The 21264-nt window shown below is 58.3% G+C and carries 17 protein-coding genes, 6 tRNA genes and 3 other RNA genes; 14 read left to right on the plus strand and 12 right to left on the minus strand.

The window, feature by feature from the left end; all coding sequences use genetic code 11:
- Positions 1–13: 13 nt before the first annotated feature.
- From ABUK12_RS23770 to ABUK12_RS23800, 7 genes are all read left to right on the plus strand, one after another.
- A complete protein-coding gene (locus ABUK12_RS23770; protein WP_410014134.1) occupies positions 14–1393 on the plus strand; it encodes an ethanolamine ammonia-lyase subunit EutB in 1380 nt (459 codons plus the stop codon).
- 42 nt (positions 1394–1435) lie between these two features.
- Positions 1436–2242, plus strand: coding sequence for an ethanolamine ammonia-lyase subunit EutC (gene eutC / locus ABUK12_RS23775; RefSeq protein WP_410016757.1), 807 nt, complete (start codon positions 1436–1438; stop codon positions 2240–2242).
- A 64-nt stretch (positions 2243–2306) separates the two neighbouring features.
- Positions 2307–3041 (plus strand): 4'-phosphopantetheinyl transferase, encoded by a 735-nt coding sequence (locus tag ABUK12_RS23780; RefSeq protein WP_410014135.1) that lies wholly within the window; start codon positions 2307–2309, stop codon positions 3039–3041.
- A gap of 210 nt (positions 3042–3251) precedes the next feature.
- Positions 3252–3698: a MarR family winged helix-turn-helix transcriptional regulator gene (locus tag ABUK12_RS23785; protein WP_410014136.1), complete on the plus strand. Its 447-nt coding sequence runs from the start codon at positions 3252–3254 to the stop codon at positions 3696–3698.
- A gap of 15 nt (positions 3699–3713) precedes the next feature.
- Entirely contained in the window at positions 3714–5177 is a 1464-nt protein-coding gene (locus ABUK12_RS23790; protein WP_410014137.1) for an efflux transporter outer membrane subunit, read from the plus strand.
- Positions 5178–5187: 10 nt separating this feature from the next.
- A complete protein-coding gene (locus tag ABUK12_RS23795; RefSeq protein WP_410014138.1) occupies positions 5188–6408 on the plus strand; it encodes an efflux RND transporter periplasmic adaptor subunit in 1221 nt (406 codons plus the stop codon).
- Positions 6409–6420: 12 nt separating this feature from the next.
- Entirely contained in the window at positions 6421–7944 is a 1524-nt protein-coding gene (locus ABUK12_RS23800; RefSeq protein WP_410014139.1) for a DHA2 family efflux MFS transporter permease subunit, read from the plus strand.
- Between the two features lie 18 nt (positions 7945–7962).
- On the opposite strand, the gene ABUK12_RS23805 is transcribed toward ABUK12_RS23800, so the two are convergent.
- Positions 7963–8883: a LysR family transcriptional regulator gene (locus ABUK12_RS23805; protein WP_410014140.1), complete on the minus strand. Its 921-nt coding sequence runs from the start codon at positions 8881–8883 to the stop codon at positions 7963–7965.
- Positions 8884–8993: 110 nt separating this feature from the next.
- Between ABUK12_RS23805 and ABUK12_RS23810 the strand changes: the two genes are divergently transcribed.
- On the plus strand, positions 8994–9818 hold the full coding sequence (locus ABUK12_RS23810; RefSeq protein WP_410014141.1) for an SDR family oxidoreductase: 825 nt from the start codon (positions 8994–8996) through the stop codon (positions 9816–9818).
- A 63-nt stretch (positions 9819–9881) separates the two neighbouring features.
- On the opposite strand, the gene ABUK12_RS23815 is transcribed toward ABUK12_RS23810, so the two are convergent.
- The 8 genes from ABUK12_RS23815 to ABUK12_RS23850 form a co-directional block, all read right to left on the minus strand.
- Positions 9882–10850 carry an alpha/beta hydrolase gene (locus tag ABUK12_RS23815; protein WP_410016758.1) on the minus strand — a complete coding sequence of 323 codons (969 nt, stop codon included), beginning with the start codon at positions 10848–10850 and terminating at the stop codon, positions 9882–9884.
- A 389-nt stretch (positions 10851–11239) separates the two neighbouring features.
- Positions 11240–11367, minus strand: a non-coding RNA gene (locus tag ABUK12_RS23820) — RtT sRNA.
- Positions 11368–11411: 44 nt separating this feature from the next.
- Positions 11412–11537, minus strand: a non-coding RNA gene (locus ABUK12_RS23825) — RtT sRNA.
- Positions 11538–11581: 44 nt separating this feature from the next.
- Positions 11582–11707: non-coding RNA, RtT sRNA (locus tag ABUK12_RS23830), on the minus strand.
- A 45-nt stretch (positions 11708–11752) separates the two neighbouring features.
- Positions 11753–11828, minus strand: a tRNA-Lys gene (locus tag ABUK12_RS23835).
- 17 nt (positions 11829–11845) lie between these two features.
- A tRNA-Val gene (locus ABUK12_RS23840) sits at positions 11846–11921 on the minus strand.
- Positions 11922–11962: 41 nt separating this feature from the next.
- A tRNA-Val gene (locus ABUK12_RS23845) sits at positions 11963–12038 on the minus strand.
- 56 nt (positions 12039–12094) lie between these two features.
- A tRNA-Val gene (locus tag ABUK12_RS23850) sits at positions 12095–12170 on the minus strand.
- A gap of 247 nt (positions 12171–12417) precedes the next feature.
- Here ABUK12_RS23850 and gltX point away from each other — a divergent pair.
- The 3 genes from gltX to ABUK12_RS23865 all read left to right on the plus strand — a co-directional run bounded on the left by gltX (position 12418) and on the right by ABUK12_RS23865 (position 14171).
- Positions 12418–13827 (plus strand): glutamate--tRNA ligase, encoded by a 1410-nt coding sequence (gene gltX / locus ABUK12_RS23855; protein ID WP_410014142.1) that lies wholly within the window; start codon positions 12418–12420, stop codon positions 13825–13827.
- A gap of 126 nt (positions 13828–13953) precedes the next feature.
- Positions 13954–14029: transfer RNA gene (locus ABUK12_RS23860), tRNA-Ala, on the plus strand.
- A 66-nt stretch (positions 14030–14095) separates the two neighbouring features.
- Positions 14096–14171 (plus strand) — tRNA-Ala (locus ABUK12_RS23865).
- Between the two features lie 155 nt (positions 14172–14326).
- On the opposite strand, the gene ABUK12_RS23870 is transcribed toward ABUK12_RS23865, so the two are convergent.
- Positions 14327–15511 (minus strand): NupC/NupG family nucleoside CNT transporter, encoded by a 1185-nt coding sequence (locus ABUK12_RS23870; RefSeq protein ID WP_410014143.1) that lies wholly within the window; start codon positions 15509–15511, stop codon positions 14327–14329.
- Positions 15512–15894: 383 nt separating this feature from the next.
- Here ABUK12_RS23870 and ABUK12_RS23875 point away from each other — a divergent pair, with 383 nt between their 5' ends.
- Positions 15895–17133, plus strand: coding sequence for an Nramp family divalent metal transporter (locus tag ABUK12_RS23875; RefSeq protein ID WP_410014144.1), 1239 nt, complete (start codon positions 15895–15897; stop codon positions 17131–17133).
- Positions 17134–17310: 177 nt separating this feature from the next.
- Here the strand turns inward: ABUK12_RS23875 and mgrA are convergent, their stop codons facing one another.
- The gene (mgrA, locus tag ABUK12_RS23880) at positions 17311–18300 is read right to left on the minus strand and encodes an L-glyceraldehyde 3-phosphate reductase (protein WP_410014145.1); all 990 of its coding nucleotides are present in this window, start codon (positions 18298–18300) and stop codon (positions 17311–17313) included.
- 321 nt (positions 18301–18621) lie between these two features.
- Here mgrA and ABUK12_RS23885 point away from each other — a divergent pair, with 321 nt between their 5' ends.
- Both ABUK12_RS23885 and glk read left to right on the plus strand, forming a co-directional pair.
- Positions 18622–19314 (plus strand): aspartate/glutamate racemase family protein, encoded by a 693-nt coding sequence (locus tag ABUK12_RS23885; protein WP_410014146.1) that lies wholly within the window; start codon positions 18622–18624, stop codon positions 19312–19314.
- 135 nt (positions 19315–19449) lie between these two features.
- The gene (glk, locus tag ABUK12_RS23890) at positions 19450–20427 is read left to right on the plus strand and encodes a glucokinase (RefSeq protein WP_410014147.1); all 978 of its coding nucleotides are present in this window, start codon (positions 19450–19452) and stop codon (positions 20425–20427) included.
- Positions 20428–20528: 101 nt separating this feature from the next.
- On the opposite strand, the gene ABUK12_RS23895 is transcribed toward glk, so the two are convergent.
- A complete protein-coding gene (locus tag ABUK12_RS23895) occupies positions 20529–21263 on the minus strand; it encodes a LytR/AlgR family response regulator transcription factor (RefSeq protein ID WP_410014148.1) in 735 nt (244 codons plus the stop codon).
- Position 21264: the final 1 nt, after the last annotated feature.

Genomic DNA, 21264 nt, shown 5'->3' on the forward strand with positions numbered 1-21264 from the left:
TCCCGGAGGGTTGATGTTTCACGCCACGCTAAGTCATCGCAGCTACCGTTTTGCCGATTTGCGCGAACTGATGGCCAAGGCATCGCCGGCGCGTTCCGGCGATTACCTGGCCGGAGTGGCCGCCGGCAGCGCCGAGGAGCGTATGGCGGCGCGCATTGCGCTGGCGGATGTGCCGCTGACGGTATTTTTGCAGCAGCCGCTTATTCCTTATGAAACGGATGAGGTCACGCGCCTGATTATCGACGGTCACGACGCGGCGGCCTTTGCTCCCATCGCCCACCTGACGGTGGGCGATTTCCGCGACTGGCTGCTGTCCGAGCGCACCGACAGCGCCCGCCTGACCCAGGTCGCCGCGGGCATCATGCCGGAAATGGCCGCGGCGGTAAGCAAAATCATGCGTAACCAGGATCTGATCCTGGTGGCGAAAAAATGCCGCGTGATCACCCGCTTTCGCAATACCATCGGCCTGCCGGGCCATATGAGCGTCCGGCTGCAGCCCAATCATCCCACCGACGATCTCAAAGGCATCGCCGCCAGCATGCTCGACGGTTTGCTGTATGGCAGCGGCGATGCGGTGATCGGCATCAATCCCGCCAGCGACAGCCTGCCGCTGTTGGAAAAACTCAACTATATGCTCGATGACGTGATCAGCAGTTTTGCCATTCCCACCCAATCCTGCGTGCTGACCCATGTCACCAATACCATCAAGCTGATTGAGCGCGGCGCGCCGGTAGATTTGGTCTTCCAGTCGATAGCCGGCACCGAGGCGGCCAACGCCGGTTTCGGCATCAACCTCGCGCTGCTGGATGAAGCCCGGCAGGCGGCGCTGAGCCTGAACCGGGGCACGCTGGGCGACAACGTGATGTACTTCGAGACCGGGCAGGGCAGTTGCCTGTCGGCCAATGCCCATCACGGCGTCGATCAGCAGACCTGCGAAGCCCGCGCCTATGCCATCGCGCGCCGCTTTAAACCCTTGCTTATCAATACCGTGGTGGGATTTATCGGACCGGAATATCTCTATGACGGCAAACAGATTATCCGCGCCGGGCTGGAAGATCATTTTTGCGGCAAGCTGCTGGGCGTGCCGCTGGGGTGCGATGTCTGCTATACCAATCATGCCGAGGCCGACCAGGATGATATGGACACGCTGCTGACCCTGCTGGCCGCCGCCGGGCTGACGTTCTTGATCGGGGTGCCGGGCGCGGACGATATCATGCTGAATTATCAAAGCACGTCGTTCCATGACGCCCTGTATGTACGCGAGCTGTTCGGGCTCAAACATGCCCCGGAGTTTTCCGCCTGGCTGCAGCGTATGCAGATTATCAACGCCGACGGGATGCTGCGCGACACCAGCGGCCAGCATCCCCTGCTGCAACATCATGTCCTGGAGTGAGCCATGAGTAAAACTGTCCCGCCGCCGGCCGGCAAATATCCGGTGGGCAATAGCGTCCATGCCAACCCCTGGGAGGGCCTGCGGGAGTTTACCGCGGCGCGCATCGCGCTCGGCCGTTCCGGCTCCAGCCTGCCTACCCGTGAACTGCTCAACTTCGGGCTGGCCCATGCCCAGGCCCGCGACGCGGTGCATCAACCCTTTGACAGCGAATCGCTGGCGCGACAGCTGGAAGCGGATGGCATAACCACGCTTACGGTGCACAGCGCGGCGCAAAACCGGGAGACCTATCTTTGCCGGCCGGACCTGGGCCGCCGTCTTGGCGACGACAGCCGCAAGATGTTAACCGCGTATCCGGATAAACAGGCCGATATCCTGCTGGTAGTCGGCGACGGCCTGTCCTCGAAGGCGGTACATCGCCAGGCGGTGCCGTTTATCCGCGCGTTGACGCCTTACCTGGCGCTGTTGGGGCTGAAAATGGCGCCGGTGGTGCTGGCACACCAGTCGCGGGTGGCCCTGGGGGATGATATCGGCGCCTGCCTGCAGGCGCGGGCGGTGGCAATCCTGATTGGCGAGAGGCCCGGCTTATCCTCGCCTGACAGCCTGGGCATCTATTTTACCTGGGAGCCCCATATCCGGCGCCTGGAGTCGGAACGCAACTGTATCTCCAATATCCGTCCCGAGGGGCTGGATTATCCCCAGGCGGCCTTTAAACTGGCATGGCTGCTTGAACAGGCCGGGCAGCGGCGTTTATCGGGCATCGCACTGAAGGATGAAAGCGACAATCCGGCCTTATACGGCCTGATTAAGCCCTTGTTTAAACAGGCCGAACGCCTGCCGGGCAAAATGTGATTATACTTATGCGGATAGCGCCGGTTTTCCTGAGCGTTTGACCCGATAAGGATACCTTCACGATATGAGCCACCCTGTTTCCTGTATTTTATCCGTGGACCAGGGACTGCCGTTCGGCCCCGCCGATCTGCTTACCCTGGTTGCGCCGGCGCGGGCCTGGTCCTGTCGCTTTGACATCGCCTTATATCACGATGAGGATTTTGCCGCCCGGGGTATCAGGCTGCCGCCGTCAATCGCCGGCGCCGCCGTTAAACGGCGCGGGGAGTATCTGGCGGGGCGCATCGTCGCCGGACGCGTATTAGAGGATGCGGGCTATCGCCATTTCGATTTGCTGGCGGGGGAAGACCGGGCGCCGGCCTGGCCGGACGACGTGCAGGGCGCGCTGACCCATCACGGCACGCTGGCCATCGGTATAGGCTGGCGGCGCCCAGGCCGTCCGGTATCTGGGTTGGGCGTAGATATCGAAACACTGATCAACGGTCCCCGCGCGCTGGAACTGTGGCCCGGTATCATCAGCGCCTGGGAGCGCGAGTATTTCGCCACCCTGGAACTGCCTTTCGCCGTCGCCCTGACCCTGGCGTTTTCCGCCAAGGAGAGCCTGTTCAAGGCGCTGTATCCCTCGGTCAAGCGTTACTTCGATTTTCTCGACGCGCGCGTGGTCCGCCTGGCCGGCAACCGCATCACCCTGGAGCTGCAGGTCGAACTGACGCCCGCGCTGCCGGTGGGCATGCTGTTTGAATGCGGTTATGCCGTCAGGGAGGAGGATGTGCTGACGGTACTGGCGATCGGCAACGACTGAGATCCTGCGGCTGCTGCTGGCCCGGCGAGGCTGGCCGGTTTACCAACGAGGCTGGTCGGTTTACCAAATAGTGCGCTTTTCTCCATGTGGAAAAGCCCGCGCCGGCCGATTTCTCCATGTGTAAATATTTGGTTACAAAACTGACGGTTGTTTACGTACTTTAGCCGCAGTATAGTCCCCCGCCTAATAGCTGCCTAGGCAAAGATTATTATGGACCATTTTTCCGCTGACGATATTGATAAGGTCTATGCCTGGGGACGGCAAATCCACCGGTTGAACCTGTGCAAGGATCGTATTCTTGAACGCTATCTGGAACCCTACGAGATTACCGCCGCCCAGTTCAAGGTCATGTTGATGATGAACCGGGACGGTTTAACCACGTCGGCGGAGCTATGCCGCTGCATCTCCCTCGATAGCGGCGCCATGTCGCGCATGCTGGACCGGCTGCAGAATAAAAAGATGATCATGCGGGTGCGCAGCACCACCGATCGACGTCAATTCCATCTGGCGCTGACCGAGCAGGGGCATGCGTTTTGCCGGCAGATCCCGCAGATAGCGCTCAAGTCCTTTAATGATTTACTGGCGCCCCTGACACCCTCAGAACTTAATGAATTCGATCGCCTGCTGAAGAAGCTGGCGATCCCTGCCGGTATTTAAGGAGTAAATTTTACTATGCCGTTGCGCATTCGTTTATTACCGTTGCTCTGCTCGCTGATCCTGGCGGGGTGCGCCCTGCCAAATGGTTTACATACCGAAGGCCGGACGCTTGATGTCGCCAGCCTGCACAGTGAAAACACGCTGAAGGCCAATACCCTGTCCAGCGCCGGCTGGCCGGCTGCCGACTGGTGGAACAGCCTTGGCGACCCGCAGCTTAACCTGCTCATCCAGCAAGCCTTGCGTTCCAGCCCCGATCTGCAGGTGGCGGACGCGCGCGCGCGCCAGGCCAGCGCCACGGTCCTGGCCGCCGAGGCCGATCGCATGCCGACGCTTGATGCTAACGCCGGCATCACGCGCGAACGCATGTCCGCGGTGGACGATCCCACCGGGCAAGGTAAAAGATATGCCACGCTGCGCACCCTGTCGGCGAACTTCGATTACAGCTTCGATTTATGGGGCGGGCAGCGTGCCGCCTGGGAAGCCGCGGTCGGTCGGGCCAACGCCTCGGAGGTCGATCGCCAGGCGGCCAGGCTGACGTTGTCCGCGGACGTGGCGCGCGCCTACAACACCCTGGGCCAGGCCTGGGCGATGCAGGATCTGGCGCAAAAAGATCTGGAGCGCACCCGCACCATGCTGAATCTGGCCTCCAAGCGTCTTAACGCCGGGCTGGACAGTAAATTCCAGTATCAACAGACCGAAAGCCTCGAGGCCTCGGCCGAAGCCAGCCTGACCGACACCCAGCAGCAGGTGCGCGCCGCCGGCATCCGTCTGGCGGTCTTGCTGGGGCAGGGCCCGGATCGCGCCGCCGGCCTGCCGCGGCCGAAGCTGATTGCGCCGTCCGTCGTCAGCCTGCCGCCCACGCTTCCGGCCGAGCTGCTCGGCCGCCGGCCGGATCTGGTGGCCGCGCGCTGGCGGGTCGAGGCGGCAACCAAGGATATCAAGGTCAGCCGTACCGCCTTTTACCCCAACATTAACCTGACCGCCGCCGCCGGCACCAAATCGCTGGTGGGAGACGCGTTCTTTGGCGCGCCAGAACGTTATTTCAGCATTGGACCGGCCCTGTCGCTGCCCATCTTCGACGGCGGCCGCCGTCGCGCCGATCTGGCCGGCAGCAATGCCGATTACGATCTGGCGGTGGCGCAATACAACCAGTCGCTGGTGTCGGCGCTGGGGGATATTGGCGATGCCATTACCCGCCTGAATTCACTGGATATCCAAATCCAGCAGCAAATGCGCGCGCGGGATATCGCCAATGATTCATGGGGCAATGCCATGCAGCGCTACAGCGCGGGCGTCGGCAACTATCTTGATGCCCTGAGCGTAGAACAACAGCTTATCCAGGCCGAGCGTCAGCTGGCCGCGTTGAGTGCCGATCGTACCGACACCGCCATCTTGCTGATGCAGGCGCTGGGCGGCGGCTTTCATTCTTCCGTTTCTTCCAATGCCGCGCAAAACGTGGCCATGAATCAAGCACACTGAGAACTATTTTATGGCTGAGAATTCCACCAACGCTCCAACAGATAACAACGCCGCGCCGGTCAATCCGCCGGCGAAGTCGGGTAAGCGCAGACTGATGTTGTTGATTTTAATGGCGATAATTATTGTGGCCGCTATTGCTTTTGGCCTTTATTATTGGCTGCACGCCCGTTTTTTTGAATCCACCGATGATGCTTATGTCTCCGGCAATCTGGTGCAGATTACGCCGCAGGTGTCGGGTACGGTTACCGCCATCGCCGCCGATGACGGCGACTTTGTCCGCCAGGGCCAGGTATTGGTGCGCCTGGATCCCAGCGATACCATCGTCAACCAGGAAAGCGCCGAGGCCAATCTGGCCAAGGTCGTGCGCCAGGTGCGGGGATTATACAGCAATGTGGATAATTACAAGGCCATGGTGGCGGCGAGCAAAATCCAGCTGCAGCGCGCCCGGGACGACTACCAGCGGCGGGCCAACCTGGCGCGCGACGGGGCGATATCCCAGGAAGAGCTGTCGCATTCACGCGACGCGCTGACCTCGGCGGAAACCTCGCTCACGTCGGCCCAGCAGCAGTTAAGCACCACGTTTGCCCTGGTGGACGACACCACCATCAGTTCCCATCCCGATGTGAAGGCCGCGGCCGCCCAGCTGCGCAAGGCCTATCTGGATCATGTGCGCAGCACCATGGTGGCGCCGGTCAGCGGTTATGTGGCCAAGCGTTCCGTGCAGGTCGGCAGCCGCGTGCAGCCGGGCAGCGCCCTGATGGCGGTGGTGCCGCTGGATCAAATCTGGATCGACGCCAATTTCAAGGAAACACAGCTGGTGAAAATGCGCATCGGCCAGCCCGTGGAAATTGATGCCGACCTTTACGGCGGCGATGTCGCCTATCGCGGCAAGGTCGAAAGCCTGGGCGTCGGCACCGGCAGCGCCTTCTCGCTGCTGCCGGCGCAAAACGCCAGCGGCAACTGGATCAAGATTGTCCAGCGTTTACCGGTGCGCATTCGCCTGGAGCCCGATCATCTGGATAAATTCCCGCTGCGCATAGGGCTGTCCACCAACGTGACCGTGAACCTGCACAACCAGGACGGCCCCGTGTTGGCGGTTAATCCGCAAGAGCAGCCGCGTTTCGCCACCGATGTCTACGACCATCAACTGGTGGAAGCCGATAAGCTGGTGGCCCGCATCATCCATGAAAATGGCGAGCAGGCCATGGCCGCCGGCCAGGGTAAAAATTAATGCGGAGTCGCCATGAGTGAACAATCGTTTCGTCCGCCCAGCCTGGTCTTGGCCACCATCGGACTGTCGCTGGCGACATTTATGCAGGTACTGGATACCACGATTGCCAACGTGGCGTTGCCGACCATTTCCGGCAATCTGGGCGTCAGCTCGGAGCAGGGGACCTGGGTTATTACCTCGTTCGCGGTCTCCAACGCCATCGCCCTGCCGTTGACCGGCTGGATGTCGCGGCGCTTCGGCCAGACCAAACTGTTCCTGGCGTCGGTGCTGCTGTTTATCATCACCTCGTTTTTGTGCGGTATTTCGCAAAGCATGACGCAATTGGTCATTTTCCGCGCCTTGCAGGGGTTCTTCGCCGGTCCGCTGTATCCCATGGCGCAGACCCTGCTGCTGTCGATTTATCCCGCCGCCAAGCGGGGGATGGCGCTGTCGCTGCTGGCCATGGTGACGGTGGTGGCGCCCATTGTCGGTCCGCTGGCGGGCGGCTGGATTACCGATAACTACACCTGGCCGTGGATCTTCTTTATCAACGTACCCATAGGTATATTTGCCGCCATGCTGGTGTTCGCCCAGTTAAAGGGGCGCCCGGAGGAGCAGGAGCACCAGCCTATAGATTATATCGGCCTGGGCCTGCTGGTGGTGGGCGTCGGCCTGCTGCAGGTGGTGCTGGATAAAGGAAACGACCTGGACTGGTTTGGGTCCAACTTTATTATCATCGGCGCGCTGATTGCCGCTATCTCGCTGACAGCCCTGGTGATTTGGGAGTTTACCGATAAACATCCCATCGTTAATCTGCGACTGTTCCGCTACCGCAACTTTTCATTCGGCACCCTGGCGCTGGTATTGGGGTATTCGGGCTTTTTCGGCATCAATCTGTTACTGCCGCAGTGGCTGCAAACCCAATTAGGCTACACACCGGTTTGGGCGGGGCTGGCGGCGGCGCCGATCGGCATACTGCCGGTATTCATGTCGCCGTTGGTGGGGCGCTATGCCCATAAGTTCGACCTCAGGCTGCTGGCGGGCGGCTCCTTCCTGGTGATCGGCGTCAGCTGCTTTATGCGCGCTGATTTCACCACCCAGGTGGATTATTATCATATTGCGATGATCCAGGGCTTTATGGGGATCGGCGTGGCGCTGTTTTTTATGCCGACCACCAGTATCCTGCTCTCGAGCCTGTCGCCAAGGGAGATTGCCGACGGATCGGGACTGGCAACCTTCCTGCGCGTATTGGGCGGCAGTTTTGCCTCTTCGTTAACCACCTGGATTTGGCAACGGCGTGAAATTTTCCACCATGCGCAGTTGACGGAAAACATCACGCCCTACAGCGCCAACACCCAGGAGTACATCGCCGGGCTGGGGGGCGCCAGCCAGACTGCCATGGCGCAACTGGATAAGCTGGTGGAAAGCCAGGCGTATATGCTCTCCACCATTGACTACTTTACCCTGCTGGGCTGGATGTTTTTTGCCCTGATCCTGGTTATCTGGCTGGCGAAACCGCCGTTCAGCGCCCAGGGCGGCGGGGGCGGGGCACACTAACGTCATTGCGCGCATTCTTCATGGCGGCGTCCGGGCGTCGCCATGACTATCCATGACTTCACGGATAAGATCGATAAACATGCGTAAACCGGCCGGCACCAGCCGGTGTCCCGGATAATACAGGCGCAGCCCCGCAAACCGCGGACACCAGTCTTCCAGTACCGGCGACAGCGCGCCGGACAACAGATAGGGCGCCGCCGCCGATTCACTCACCCAGGCCAGACCGGCGCCCGCCAGGGCTGCGTCGATCATCAGCGGCTGGTTATCCAGCGTCAGCGGGCCGCTCACATTCACCACCCGCTTTTCGCCCCGTCGTTCAAATTGCCAATGCAGCGGCGCGCCGCTGGGCAGCAGGCTGCGCAGGCAGCGGTGCCGGACAAGTTCGCCCGGCTCCTGCGCACGGCCGTATAAGGCAAAATACGCCGGCGCGCCCACCACCAGAAAACGCAGCGGCGGCGAGCAGGGCACGGCAATCATATCCAGCGGCACGCTTTCCGCCAGCCGGATGCCGGCGTCGAAGCCCTCCGCGACGATATCCACCAGCCGGCCGTCGGCCACGATCTCCACCGTCATATCGGGATAACGGCGCAAAAATTCCAGCACGATCGGCCGCAGGATCATCCTGGCCGCCGCTTCGGCGGTATTGAGCCGCAGGCGCCCGGACGGCGTCAGGCGAAACCGGTTGACGCCCTCCATGGCCGCATCGATTTCATTGAGCGCCGGGCGCACCCGGTTTAGCAATTGTTCGCCAGCCTGGGATAATGAAACGCTGCGGGTGGTGCGGTTAAACAGACGCACCCCCAGACGGCTTTCCAGCGTCGCCACCCGGTGGCTAAGCGCCGACGGTGAAATGCCGAGCTGGCTGGCGGCCTGACGGAAACTGCCGGCCGACGCCACCGCGTCTATAGCCTGCAGTTCGAACAATGCCGTATTCTTCATTGTGCTATTTCCTGCATCAAATCATGTCAAATTAGGCCTATTGTTGCATGCTTTCAACGGATTTATGCTGGCCGCAGGCATTCACGCCTTTCCAACGGAGTCTGTCACCCATGGCAAAAACCCTGCTCATCACCGGCACCTCTTCAGGCATCGGCCTGGCCGCCGCCGGCTATTTTGCCGATCAAGGCTGGAACGTGGTCGCCACGCTACGCCACCCGCAGCCGGAATCCCCGCTGGCCGGGCGCGATAATATCTTGCTGACCAGGCTGGATGTGGAGGATGCGCACAGCATCGGCGACGCCATCGACGCCGGCATGCAACGCTTTGGCGCTATCGACGCGCTGGTCAATAACGCCGGCTTCGGCCAGTTCGGACTGTTTGAGGCCGTGACCGAGGCCCAGATCCAGCGGCAGTTCGCCGTCAACGTTTTCGGGGTCATGGCGGTGACACGGGCGCTGCTGCCGCATTTTCGCCGCCAGGGCAGCGGCACTATTATCAATCTCAGTTCCGGCGCCGGCCTGTTCACCCTGCCGATGATTTCGCTTTATTGCGCCAGTAAATTTGCCCTGGAGGGGTTTAGCGAAGCGCTGGCCTATGAGCTGGCGGCGGTGGGCATCGGCGTAAAACTGGTTATCCCGCACGGCGGCGTGACGGAAACCCGGTTTGTCGAGCGCCAGGGCGAATATCAAGCCCAGGATAAAGGATTAACCGATTACGCGCTTTTTATCGCCAAGACGCAGCGGGCATTTGCCGCGCTGGGCGCGGCCAGGACCATCAGTGCGCTGGATGTGGCCAAGGTTATCCATGAGGCGGCCACCGATGGGTCGGATCGTTTGCGTTATCTGATCGGGGACGATAGCCGGGGATTTATCCGCGCCCGGCGCGAATTGCCCGAGGATGAGTATATTGCTTTTATGCGGGAAAGATTTTGCTGACAGCCCGGCTGCGGATAACGCAAAGGGAGCCATCAGGCTCCCGGGTGGTCATCAACGGAGTGCTTATTGCAGATGGGTTTTCAGTTCGGTCGCGGCCTGCAGGACTTGGGAACGCACCGCCGGCACCTGGCTTAACGGGTTTAACAAGCCGAAGTCATGGATCATGCCGTTATAACGGGTGATGGTAACGTCTACGCCGGCGGCATCCAGTTTGCGGCCATAGGCTTCACCCTCATCGCGCAGTACGTCCAGCTCGGCGGTTTGGATAAGCGTCGGCGGCAGGCCTTTCAACTGGGCCGGGGTTGCCATCAGCGGCGAGGCGTGAATATCCTTGCGCTGCGCGACATCCTTGGTATAAGCATCCCAGAACCATTTCATCATATTACGCGTTAGGAAATGGCCGTTGGCGTAGGTTTTATAGGAAACAGTATCGAAATTCGCGTTGGTCACCGGCCACATCAGGGCTTCGAAACGGATTTTCGGCGCGCCTTTTTCTTTTGCCATCAGCGCCACCACCGTCGCCATATTGCCGCCGACGCTGTTGCCGGCCACGGCGAGACGTGAGCCGTCGACGCCGATTTCCGCTCCATGTTCGGCTACCCAGCGCGTTGCGTCATAGGCCTGGTTGATGGCCACCGGATAATGCGCTTCTGGGGAAGGCGTGTAATTTACAAATACCGCCGCCGCTCCGGATTCCACGACCAAATCACGCACCAGGCGTTCATGGGTGGGGAAGTCGCCCAGGATCCAGCCGCCGCCGTGGAAGAACATAAATACCGGCAGCGTGCCGCTGGCGCCGGCAGGTTTGACGATGGTCAGGGAGATATCCTTCCCGTCGACGTTAATGGTTTTTTCGCTGACATCGGCCGGCGGCAGCTTGGCGTTGGCTTGCGCATCAACCAATACCTGGCGTGCATCTTGCGGCGAAAGCTGCTCCATGGGTTTGCCGCCCTGGCTGTTTAACGCGTTCAGGAACGCCTGGACCTGGCGATCGGCGGCGGAGGTCTGGGCCGCGGCAAACGCGCTGCTCATGCCGAGCGTCAACAGTGAAGCGGTAAACAGGGTGGTTAATTTGTTCATGATAAATTTCCTTGTGTGATAAAAGGTATCGCCGGGGGCGATGGTGACGGTTATGCTACGCACATCATTAAATAGTGAAATAATATATAGCACACTATTTAATTGGTTGTAACTCTGTCCTGAAAACGTTAGCACAGGTGCGGTGTCTTGTAGGTTAACTGGGTCTTTCCGGCCTTGCTAAGTTCCCTGGAGGTAATTTAGTTAACTCGATATTAAATAGCAAGCTATTTAATAAGTTTTTTTTAGCCACCCCAGCCGCTCGCGTTCCCCGCGAGCCGATTGACGGCGCCGCTTGTGGGATAGGTACATGTTTAAAAAGCATTTAATCAGGGTGATTTTTCAGAGGGTCTGTGCCGCGAAGGGCACGGCCGCTGGCCTCGCCCTTCGGGTCGTCGCCTGGCGGCAACGCTGTCTCGCTGCGCTCGACTCGAACCTGCGCAGGTTCAAATCCGCACGACGCGCGAAATATTGAGGTATTGGCTTGGTTTGAAGTTTGGGGGGTATTCTTGAAAGTGGTGGGTCGTGCAGGATGACTCGGCCGCTGGCCTCGCCCTTCGGGTCGTCGCCTGGCGGCAACGCTGTCTCGCTGTGCTCGACTCGAACCTGCGCAGGTTCAAATCCGCACGACGCGCGAAATATTGTGGTATTGGCTTGGTTTGAAGATTGGGGGGTATTCTTGAAAGTGGTGGGTCGTGCAGGATGACTCGGCCGCTGGCCTCGCCCTTCGGGTCGTCGCCTGGCGGCAACGCTGTCTCGCTGCGCTCGACTCGAACCTGCGCAGGTTCAAATCCGCACGACGCGCGAAATATTGTGGTATTGGCTTGGTTTGAAGATTGGGGGGGTATTCTTGAAAGTGGTGGGTCGTGCAGGATTCGAACCTGCGACCAATTGATTAAAAGTCAACTGCTCTACCAACTGAGCTAACGACCCACTTAAAAGGACAGAAATGGTGGGTGATGACGGGATCGAACCGCCGACCCTCTCCTTGTAAGGGAGATGCTCTCCCAGCTGAGCTAATCACCCATTTCTGTAAACGAACATCAAAACAATACCGACTTAAGAAGTGGTGGGTGATGACGGGATCGAACCGCCGACCCTCTCCTTGTAAGGGAGATGCTCTCCCAGCTGAGCTAATCACCCACTTCTTACCGCGTATTACTTCTATTTCTCACAGCGGAGCCACTTAGAAAATTAAGTGGTGGGTGATGACGGGATCGAACCGCCGACCCTCTCCTTGTAAGGGAGATGCTCTCCCAGCTGAGCTAATCACCCCGCCGTGTGGAGTCGCATTATAGGGATACTGCCAAGTGAGTCAACGATTTTTGAAAGTAAAAAGTGTGTTCGTCGTAAAATTAGTCAAGATGAACGGGTTTGCGCCTTTAATCTCTGCAAAAGGAGCAGCAAAAGTGGAACAGCGTTGAGGAATCGGGCTGGAGTGGTAGAATATTGTCCACTTTTTATAACCGGCCGGGAGTATTGCTCCCGACTGTCAGCCATGCGTAATAAGGCAGTGTTCCTGATGAAAATTAAAACCCGTTTTGCGCCCAGCCCCACCGGCTATCTTCATGTCGGCGGCGCCCGTACCGCTTTATATTCATGGCTGTTTGCCCGTAGCCAGGGCGGGGAGTTCGTGCTGCGTATCGAGGATACCGATCTTGAGCGCTCCACCCAGGAAGCTATCAACGCCATTATGGACGGGATGAACTGGCTGAACCTGGATTGGGATGAAGGTCCTTACTACCAGACCAAACGTTTCGACCGTTATAACGCGGTGATCGACGACATGCTGGTGCAGGGCACCGCCTATAAATGCTATTGCTCCAGGGAGCGCCTGGAAGCCCTGCGCGAGCAGCAAATGGCCAACGGCGAGAAACCGCGTTACGACGGCCACTGCCGCCACAGCCATGAACAGCATGACGACGCCGAGCCTTGCGTGGTGCGTTTCGCCAATCCCCAGGACGGCTCGGTTATCTTTAATGATAATATTCGCGGCCCGATTGAATTTAGCAACCAAGAGCTTGACGACCTGATTATCCGCCGTACCGACGGCTCGCCCACCTATAATTTCTGCGTGGTGATTGACGACTGGGATATGGCAATCACCCATGTTATCCGCGGTGAGGATCATATCAACAACACGCCGCGCCAGATCAATATTCTCAAGGCCCTGGGCGCGCCGGTGCCTGAATATGCCCACGTCTCGATGATCTTGGGCGACGACGGCAAGAAGCTGTCCAAACGCCACGGCGCGGTGGGCGTAATGCAGTACCGCGACGACGGTTTCCTGCCTGAGGCCCTGCTGAATTACCTGGTGCGCCTGGGCTGGTCCCATGGTGATCAGGAAATTTTCTCCATCGAAGAAATGAAGCAGCTGTTTACCCTGGACGATATCAGCAAATCGGCCAGTGCCTTTAACACCGAAAAGCTGCTGTGGCTTAATCACCACTACATTAATCATCTGCCGCCGGAATACGTCGCCACCCACCTGGTATGGCATATGGAACAAGCGGGCATTGATACCCGCAATGGGCCGCAACTGGCGGAGCTGGTGACATTACTCGGCGATCGCTGCAAGACCCTGAAAGAAATGGCGGCCTCATGCCATTATTTCTATGAGGATTTCGAGCAGTTCGATGCCGACGCGGCCAAAAAACATCTGCGCCTGGTGGCCCGCGAGCCGTTGGTGCTGGCGCGCGCCAAACTGGCCGCCCTGACGTCGTGGTCGCCTGAACACGTGCATAACGCTATCGAGGAGACGGCGGCGGAGCTCAACGTGGGCATGGGCAAGGTAGGGATGCCGCTGCGCGTGGCGGTCACCGGCGCGGGCCAGTCGCCGGCGCTGGATGTCACCGTCCATGCCGTCGGGCAGTCACGTTCGTTGGCCCGTATCGATAAGGCGCTGGACTATATCGCCCAGCGCGCCGGATAACCCGTTCGTTATCGAGGATTTGACGGCTTTTTCAGCGTTTGATGCGTTAATTTCAATTAGCCGTTGACACTGTTTGCCGGGTTTCATATCATGCGCCCCGTCCACCAGACATGATGTGTCGGGTACGGGGCTATAGCTCAGCTGGGAGAGCGCTTGCATGGCATGCAAGAGGTCAGCGGTTCGATCCCGCTTAGCTCCACCAATCACCTCGATTGGCCTGATATGATGATGTGTTACGACGGTGTTCGTGTTACCCAGGAAGTACGTTGGGGCTATAGCTCAGCTGGGAGAGCGCTTGCATGGCATGCAAGAGGTCAGCGGTTCGATCCCGCTTAGCTCCACCAAATTAAAAAAACCGGCTTCTGGCCGGTTTTTTGTTTTTATATCTTGTGCGTGCATGCCTGGCGCCGCCTCGATTTATCGCGTCAATCCTATAAAAAAGGCCGGGTTGCCCCGGCCCCAACCGCACCGTCGTTATGACGGCAAGATGGACGGCGGTTTAAATTACCAAACCGGTGATGGCGGCGGACAGCAGGCTGACCAGCGTCGAGCCGTACACCAGCTTCAGGCCGAAGCGGGATACCACGTTGCCCTGGTGTTCGTTCAGGCCTTTAATCGCGCCGGCCACGATGCCGATGGATGAAAAGTTGGCAAACGACACCAGGAATACCGACAGGATGCCGACGGAATGCGCGGACAGTTGGCCGGCAACCTTTTGCAAATCCATCATGGCGACAAACTCATTGGAGACCAGCTTGGTGGCCATGATGCTGCCGACCCGCAGCGCCTCGTCGCCCTGGATGCCGATGACCCGGGCAAAGGGATAAAATATATACCCCAGTATGCCCTGGAAGCTGATGCCGAACACCAGGCTGAACAAGGCGTTTATGGCGGCGATAATGGCAATGAAGCCAATCAGCATGGCCGCGACGATAATGGCCACCCGGAAGCCCGCCAGGATATATTCACCCAGCATTTCGAAAAAGCTCTGCCCTTCATGCAGATTACTCATCTGCAGCTCTTCTTCCTTGCCGACCTGGTAGGGATTGATCAATGACAGCACAATAAAGGTGCTGAACATATTCAATACCAGCGCGGCCACCACATAGCGCGGTTCCAGCATGGTCATATAGGCGCCGACGATGGACATCGATACCGTCGACATCGCCGTGGCCGCCATGGTGTACATCCGGCGTTCGGACATCTTGCCCAGGATATCCTTATAGGCGATGAAGTTTTCCGATTGCCCCAGGATCAGCGAACTGACGGCGTTAAACGACTCCAGCTTGCCCATACCGTTAATTTTCGACAGCAGGGTACCGATGATGCGGATAATAAAAGGGAGCACCCGGATATGCTGCAAAATACCTATCAGGGCCGAGATAAATACAATCGGACATAACACATTCAGGAAAAAGAATGCCAGGCCCTGTTTATTCATATTACCGAAAACAAACCCTGTCCCTTCGGCGGCAAATCCTAGCAACTTATCAAACAGCGCCGAGAATCCCTGCACAAAACCCAATCCAATCTGCGAGTTGAGGAAAAAATAAGCAAGCAGGACTTCAATGACTAATAGTTGAACAATAAAGCGCAGCCTGATTTTTTTACGATCGTGGCTGACCAATAACGCCAGGATTGCCACTACGGCAAGAGCGAGGACAAAATGAAAAATCCGGGACATAGTTGCTCCAGTTATGAGGCAGGCAATAATTTGCCGCTCATTCTATGTAACGGTCGAACTAAAAACGAGTTATAAGTTGCAAATATATAAAAATCCTCTAGCAGAAGATGAGGATAGCGAGGCGGTCACAGATAAGTCGCGAAAAAAGTTAAATTTATATCCAATTATGTTAATAGTGTGCTAATGTAATTTAGTAACCCATTGGCGCTTCTAAGCCGGTCCAATTAGGGATGAAACTGTCATTAGGCTGGGTTTTGCCCCCTTTATGCTCATCATCATCGCCATCTATCGCAGAGATAACCCAAAACGTCCTAAATGCGCTTGATAATTATTATCGTTTGGATAGGATGAAGCTAATTCGATGGATCATAAGGGTCACTGATATGCTGAATAGCCGTACTGCGGACGGTGTCAATCGCGCATCACGCAAGGTAAAGCTCTCATTGCTTGGCCCGGCGTTTATCGCGGCGATTGGCTATATCGACCCCGGTAATTTCGCCACCAATATCCAGGCGGGCGCCAGCTTCGGGTACCGATTGCTCTGGGTGGTGGTGTGGGCCAACTTTATGGCCATGCTCATCCAGCTGTTGTCGGCAAAGCTGGGTATCGCCACCGGCAAGAACCTGGCGGAGCATATCCGCGATCGCTTCCCGCGCCCGGCGGTGTGGGCCTACTGGATACAAGCTGAAATCATTGCCATGGCCACCGATTTGGCGGAATTCGTCGGCGCGGCCATCGGTTTTAAAATGCTGCTGGGCTGCTCGCTGCTGCAAGGCGCAATCATTACCGGCATCGCCACATTCTTGATCCTCATGTTGCAACAGCGGGGTCAAAAACCACTGGAATTGGTCATTGGCGGGCTGCTGCTGTTTGTCGCCGCCGCCTATATCGCGGAGCTGTTTTTTTCGCAACCGAATATGGCGGAACTGGGTAAAGGCATGCTGCTGCCCAGCCTGCCGAACGGCGACGCGGTTTTCCTGGCCGCCGGGGTGCTGGGCGCCACCATTATGCCGCATGTGATTTACCTGCATTCTTCCTTGACGCAAAACGGACTGCACGGCAACCGCGCCCAACGCTACTCCTCGACTAAACTGGATGTGGCCATCGCCATGACCACCGCCGGTTTTGTCAATCTGGCCATGATGGCCACCGCGGCGGCGGCATTTCACTTCAGCGGGCATACCGGCATCGCCGATCTGGATGAGGCCTACCTGACCTTGGCGCCGCTGCTGAACCATACGGCGGCGACGGTATTCGGTTTAAGCCTGGTGGCGGCGGGCCTGTCCTCCACCGTGGTGGGCACCATGGCCGGGCAGGTGGTGATGCAGGGATTTGTGCGTTTTCGCATACCGCTGCTGGTAAGGCGGGTGGTCACGATGCTGCCGTCCTTTGTGGTTATCATGATGGGGCTGGACCCGACCCGTATCCTGGTATTAAGCCAGGTCCTGCTCAGCTTCGGCATTGCGCTGGCGCTGGTGCCGCTGCTGACCTTTACCGGCAACCGCGTCCTGATGGGCGACATGGTGAACTCGCGCCTGATCCAGACGTTGGGGTGGGTTATCGTGGCGGTGGTGGTAACGCTGAATGGCTATTTGATGGTGGGCACCGCGTTCGGCCTGTAACCGGACTTTATCTTCTCCGGCTATCCGATACGCCACCCTACCGCAGAGGCCGTACCCGGCGCGTTAAGGGCAATGCGTGTCTATGGGGTTGGCCGGGCGCGGTTTATGCGCCCGACCGAGGCTCCGTGGCACGCCGGGCCCGCCAATACCGGGCGGAAATTGCGGGCCGGCGCGGCCTTATGCCAGTATCGCTTCGATACGCGCCAATTCGTCGGCGGTGAATTCGCGATTGGCCAGCATCCCCACCGCGTCGTCTATTTGCGAGGTTTTGCTGGCGCCAATCAGCACCGACGTTACCCGATCGCCGCGCAGCACCCAGGCCAGCGCCATTTGCGCCAGCTTCTGGCCGCGTTCCAGGGCAATATCGTTCAGGCGCCGTACCTTATCCATTTTCTGCGCGGTAAGCTGTTCCGGCGTCAGGGTCAGACCCGGTCTGGCCGCCCGCGAATCCTGCGGTATGCCGTTCAGGTAACGGTCCGTCAGTTGACCGCCGGCCAGAGGCGAAAAGGCTATCGACCCCACGCCGTTCTCAGCCAGCACATCAAGCAGTTCAGGTTCCACCCACCGTTCAAACATGGAATATTTGGGTTGATGAATCACGCAGGGAGTGCCGAGGTCGTTTAATAGCGCCAACGCCTGCCTGGCGAGCGCGGCGGGGTAGTTGGACAGGCCGATGTAGAGCGCCTTGCCCTGGCGTACCAGCAGATCCAGCGCGCTCATGGTTTCGGCAAGCGGCGTAGCGGGGTCCGGACGATGATGATAAAAGATATCCACGTAGTCCAGGCCCAGACGGCGCAGGCTCTGATCCAGGCTGGACACCAGGTATTTTTTCGAGCCCCAGTCGCCGTAAGGCCCGGGCCACATGGTATAGCCCGCCTTGGTGGAAATAATCAGCTCGTCACGGTAGGGGAGCAAATCCTCGCGCAGCAACCGGCCGAAATTGGCTTCGGCGGATCCCGGGGGCGGCCCGTAGTTATTGGCCAGGTCAAAATGGGTAATGCCTAAGTCAAAGGCGCGGCGCACCATGGCGCGGCTGTTTTCCAGCAACGTGACGTCGCCGAAATTATGCCACAGGCCGAGCGACACCGCCGGCAGTTGAAGACCGCTATTACCGCAGCGACGATATAACATATCGTCGTAACGCGTTGGATTGGCCAGATAAACCATAAAGTATCCTTTTATCATTACTATCACGGTAGGAATCGGTTACCGCTTAATTCGCCGGGCAAGCGACGGCATAGGCTTACCGGCAACGGTGGATTATCCTGGTCGGATAATATATTGCGCTTTGCATCAGTTAAGCGATAAATTCCATTAAAAATAACTCAGACTACTGACAAACAAACGTGCGCGAGCTTGTCGCGGGTGTGATGGGCAAGCACCGTTTTATCATCAAACTCAGTTAAAAATAACCCTTCCCTGACAAACAATACAAGCGCTACGGGTGCCGCGGCATTGACCCGGCCGAAGACGCACGAGGATCACACAGTGAAAACACTAGGGCTGTTAGGCGGCATGAGCTGGGAATCCACTTTACCTTATTACCGCTTGATTAACCAAGGCATTAGCGGCGCATTGGGCGGGTTGCATTCGGCGGATCTGGTGCTGTACAGCGTCGATTTCGCCCAAATCGCCCGCATGCAGGCCGAGGGTGATTGGCAACGGGCGGGCGATCTGCTGGCGGCCAAAGCGGTATTGCTGCAAAAAGCCGGTGCCGAGGCCATCGTCCTTTGCACTAACACCATGCATAAGGTGGCGGACACCATTGAATGGGCCTGTCCACTGCCGCTGTTGCATATCGCCGATGCCACCGCCCGGGAAATCAATGCCCGTGGCCTGCGGCGGGTCGGGCTATTGGGCACCCGCTTTACCATGCAGCAGGATTTTTATCGCCGGCGGTTCGAGCATCCGCACGGCATCGAAATCACCGTTCCGGGCGCTGCGGAAATGGACGCGATTCATAACATCATTTTCGAGGAGTTATGCCTGGGCAAGATCCGCGATGAATCGCGCCACACCTTCCGGCGCATTATTGCTTCGCTGGAGAGCCAGGGCATCGAGGGACTGATCCTCGGCTGCACCGAAATCGGCCTGCTGATCGGCGAAGACGACGCAACGGTGCCGCTGTTCGACACCACCACCCTCCACGCCGCCGCCGCGGTGGCCTTTGCCCTGGGATAAAGGCGAATCCGAAAGCAAACTCAATTTATAGCATTGGCCAATATAACTGGTATTATTATTATATTAATAAATTGTTTATGTTTGCTGCCGGTAACCCTCCGACGGCAAGTAGAAGAGTTAGTGGAGCCTTACATAATGACAAAATATGCCCTGGTCGGTGACGTTGGGGGAACCAATGCCCGGCTGGCGTTATGCGATATGGACAATGGCGCGATTTCCCATATCCACACCTATTCCGGTAAAGATTACGCCACCCTTGAAGCGGTGATCCGTCACTACCTGACCGCGCAAAAGGTCGAGGCCACGGAGGCCTGTATCGCTATCGCCTGTCCGATAACCGATGACTGGGTGGACATGACCAACAGCACCTGGGCATTTTCCATCAAGGCCATGAAGGACAGCCTGGGATTGGCGCGCCTGGAGGTCATCAATGATTTTACCGCCGTCTCGATGGCGGTGCCGATGCTCGCCGCCGGCGATGTGGTGCAGTTTGGCGGCACGCAGGCGCAGGCCCAGGGGCCGATTGCCGTGTACGGCGCCGGCACCGGCCTTGGCGTGTGCCATCTGTTGCATCTGGACCAGCGTTGGATAAGCCTGCCGGGCGAAGGCGGCCATGTCGACTTCGCGCCTAACAGCAAAGAGGAAGCCGATGTCCTGGCGGTGCTGCGCGGCGAGTTCGGCCATGTGTCGGCCGAACGCGTATTATCCGGCCCCGGGCTGGTTAATTTGTACCGCAGCCTCGTCACCATCGATGGCCGCGTTCCGGATTCACTGGAGCCGCAACAGGTCACGGAACAGGCCGTCGACGGGAGCAATGACGATTGCCGGCGCGCGCTGTCGCTGTTCTGCGTGCTGATGGGGCGTTTTGGCGGCAATCTGGCGCTGAACATGGGCACGTTTGGCGGCGTTTATATCGCCGGCGGCCTGGTGCCGCGCTTCCTGGAATTTTTCCGCGCCTCCGGTTTTCGCGCGGCGTTCGAGGATAAAGGCCGCTTTAACGATTACGTACGCGATATCCCGGTGTTTCTGATCAGGCACGAACAACCGGGCCTGCTCGGCGCCGGCGCGCATATGCGCCAGCTGATGGGTCTTCAACTCCAGGTTTCGGCGTGATTTGACTACACGCCGGCTGTTGCCGACAGGGCGGCTTATTCCGGCGCCTTTACCCTCTTGCCCTGCATGCCCGTGGGCACGGTTCTGCAGCCAAACCCCGGCTACAGCCGCATCAATTGCCGGAAAGCCCTGACCTTGCTGCGGCTGACCGGCACTTCAAAATCCAGATCGCTCAGGCGCAGCAGATAGGTATTATTAAACCAGGGCACAATCTCACGAATTTTTCCCAGGTTCACCACATACGACCGATGGCAACGGAAAAAAAACTCCTCCGGCAACCGGCCGCAGAATTCCGTGATGGCCATCGGCATGACAAATTCCTCGCGCCGCGTATAGACCAGGGTCACCTTTTCCTGCGCCGCCGCATAATAGATATTGCTGATATCGGTAACGATAATGCGCTCGTCTTTGATCAAATTAATGGCGTGTTGATTCCGCCGTCCCGGCGCCGCCCCCGCAGCCGGCGCCGGGGCGGCCTGATGCTGCGCCTCCAGCTTTTGCAGCATGGTGATGATGCGCGATTCCTGATAAGGCTTCAGGATATAGTCAAAGGCTTCCAGCTCAAACGCCTCCACCGCATGCTCTTTATAGGCGGTAATAAAGACTATTTCCGGCTTATGGCTGAATTTACTGATATTCTGCGCCAGCAACACGCCGTCCAGGGAGGGGATATTGATATCGAGAAAAATCACATCCACCTCATGATGCTGCAGGTAGCGCAGGACATCCAGTCCATCGTCGAACGTGGCCTCGATAGTCAGGCCGCTGTGCTTATGGATAAGGTAGCGTAATTCTTCCTGGGCGAGGAATTCGTCTTCGACAATTATGGCTTTCATG

Origin of the sequence: Sodalis sp. C49, assembly GCF_046352915.1 — a bacterium.
Lineage (GTDB): Bacteria > Pseudomonadota > Gammaproteobacteria > Enterobacterales > Enterobacteriaceae > Acerihabitans.